At 37.5% G+C, this 3,106-nt stretch carries 3 protein-coding genes; all 3 read left to right on the plus strand.

All coding sequences use genetic code 11. From position 1 onward, the window contains the following. Positions 1 to 198: 198 nt before the first annotated feature. On the plus strand, positions 199 to 1,137 hold the full coding sequence (locus AC1DSL_RS16670) for an AAA family ATPase (RefSeq protein ID WP_342541884.1): 939 nt from the start codon (positions 199 to 201) through the stop codon (positions 1,135 to 1,137). Next, complete coding sequence (locus AC1DSL_RS16675) at positions 1,134 to 2,318, plus strand: DUF58 domain-containing protein (protein WP_477533060.1); 1,185 nt, start codon at positions 1,134 to 1,136, stop codon at positions 2,316 to 2,318. The genes AC1DSL_RS16670 and AC1DSL_RS16675 overlap by 4 nt, the downstream gene beginning before the upstream one ends. Then, the coding region (locus tag AC1DSL_RS16680) for a hypothetical protein (protein WP_477533061.1) at positions 2,288 to 3,106 on the plus strand (819 nt) is incomplete at its 3' end. The genes AC1DSL_RS16675 and AC1DSL_RS16680, both read left to right, overlap by 31 nt.

Genomic DNA, 3,106 nt, shown 5'->3' on the forward strand with positions numbered 1-3,106 from the left:
CGTTCATACTATCCGACTTAGTAAAAAGTTAGATCGTCTGTTAAATATCTATCAATTGAAAGACTTCCCAAATAAAGCGTCCAACGATAAGGAATTAATCAAAAACTAGGCGATTTTCGCTTAGTTTTTTTATTATAAAGTTTTTTCGGAATAATGGGTTTATTTGGTATACTTATATAACTTAAAGGGGGAAGTAAAATGTCCAAATTAAATCTGTTGAGAAAGAATTTAAATGAATCAATTGTGGGACGTGAAAAAGAAATTGATTTTATGCTGATTGCGTTGATTCAGGGAGGGCACGTGTTACTTGAAAGTGTGCCAGGGTCAGGGAAGACGATGATGGCCAAATCTTTTGCACATGCATTTAAAGGGAACTTTAAACGTTTACAGTTTACTCCTGACGTATTACCATCTGACGTTACCGGTATCAGTTATTTTGATCCGAAAGCTCAGGAATTTGTCTTACGCCCAGGCCCTGTAGCCACCAACATATTGCTTGCTGATGAAATTAACCGTGCAACACCCAGAACACAATCGAGTTTGCTTGAAGCCATGGAGGAAAAGCAAGTAACAATAGATGGAGAAACGATTGCTCTTCCTGAACCATTTATGGTAATTGCCACTCAAAATCCAGTGGAATCGCAACAAGGGACTTTTTCATTACCTGCAGCCCAACTGGATCGTTTCTTGTTCCGAATTGAAATTAATTACCCGAGCTTTGAAGAAGAAAGAAGAATTTTGAAAGAGTTCAGTCATAACCCAGGGGAAGTTAAAACTTCATCGCTCATAGACATTGAAGATGTTAAACTATGGCGCAGTGAAGTCAGGAAAGTGACGGTTCATGAAGATATTGAAACCTATATTTTACAGATTATTCAGGCGACAAGGCAACATGTACAAGTGGAGTTAGGATTAAGTTCACGTGCTTCTCTTGCGTTATTGCATGCAGCGCAGGGACATGCGTACATTAATGGACGTTCGTATGTAAATCCGGATGATGTGAAAAAAATGGTTGCACCACTCGCTACACATCGTCTCATTTTATCTGCTGAAGGATTATTGATTCGTGAACCATCTCATATTCTTAATGATATCATTGAATCCGTACAAACACCTGTAGAGGCCATGGCAAGATGATTTGGCAACGGGAATATTATGGTGCTATGAAAACAAATTGGTTTCTTACAATTATTGCCCTTTGTTTTACAATGTCATTCATAGTTGCACAATATGTTGCAGCAGGCGTTTTTGGTTTCTTTGGTGTCGTTACTGTCATGCAAATTCTTTATTTAAAAAATGTCGGGAAAAAATTGACAYTAGTGAATGACAAAAAAAGAAGTCGGATGTTTAAAGGCGGAAAATCTGAATGGGAACTGACATTTGAAAATACAGGGTTCCCGATTTGGAACGGACAACTCAGATTGCATTTTCACGATGCTGTTAAACCACTTAATAATAAAGATATGAGTCATACTAAGCTCATCGAGATCGTTGTTCCACTGACAATCGGATATAAGGAAATTGTTACAGTGAAAGTTCCGATTGAAGGACAGAAGAGAGGTTTATCCAGATTGAAAAATTTGGAATTGACTATTCCACATCTTTTTGGTGAAGGCTCTGTCCTTTTACTTCATCAACCTCTTCTACGAATGGAACAAATGGTTTATCCAAATATTTATACATTAAAAGACAACAGAAAGCCTTCCCCATTAAAACCAGGGGACTATGAGTATAAGCATTCGTTGTTTCAAGATTTGTTTTCACCGATAGGTACAAGAGATTATCAGGCAGGCGATCAATTTCACCATATCCACTGGAAAGCAAGTGCGAGAATGCAACAACTTCAAACGAAAGTTTTCACACAAGTAGCAAACGAATCAGTCTTGCTAGTATTGAACGTCGTTAATCATTATTCAATAATTTCAGATTTGGAAGAACGAATTGAGGAAGTTGCCTCTTTTGTGGATTATTTTTATAGAGAAGGCATACCATTTTCGTTGACGGTCAATGTTAGATCCTTTGGGGCGGTCCCATATTTGCATCTTCCTGTCGGAGATGGCCAAAAACACCGTCAACAAGCAATGGAATTATTGTCGGTCCTATCTAATAATGAATTAACCGTACCGTTTAACCGTATGCTGATGCATCTGGATACGCATGAAAACCTGCCGATGACAGTCATTATATTCACTCATGACTTACAAGAGTTGGATAAATATATTAAGAAATGGTCCAAACAAACTCAAGTGGATGTACGATTATCCAATAGTCTTGGAGGTGATGTGAAATGGCAACAACCGTCTCTTCTAAGCCGTTAGTTCAATTTGAGTCAATCGGAAAGTTTTTGCAAGATGTTTGGTTAATGTCCTTTCTTTTCATATTTATTAGAGTGGATACGACGATTTCCTTTCCATTAGTATGGAYTGGTATTTTATTGCTGATAGCGATTGCGGTCAATTTGTTTTTCTACAAGACGGGATACCAAATAGCAATATCGTTATTTGTTTCTGCAGTTTTCGGACTGTTAGGATTTCTTTTCGGTGCCCCATTGTGGTTTTTTGCTGCAATATTTGTATTTTCGGTTTGGAGAATACAAGAACGATATTCTAAAATTCAAGAGGATGCCACACATGATGGATACTTCATGACGCTTCTTCTGGTAGTATTCTCTTTATCTTTTTTCTTAGCTACCATATTAAGAAAACCTGAAGCTATAAGAGAATCAATTTTATTGGCCATTATCGGCCTACTATTATTTATGTTGGATCGAATGATTGTTCAATGGAAGCGCTCAAAAAAGGAAAATCGTGTTCCTTTTTATAAACTTGTTTTATTTTATGTGGGGATCATAAGCGTTGCAGCAATTGCTTTTGCGGTGATTGCTGGACTTGCAGGTAAAGCTCGCGTATCCATTGTCTTATTGTTTGGGGATCTGATTGAATTAATTTTATACCCGCTTGGACTATTAATGGAAGGGTTACATGCTCTTGTTAGTAAATTTATTAGTCCCCCAATTTCCCGAGATTCCCAGGAAAAACCAAAAGGGCAATTCGAACAAACGGAAGCAGATAAACTTAAGGGTCTTGATTTTGGTCTGGATATACCT

The organism is Paenisporosarcina sp. P4_D4, from assembly GCF_056401835.1.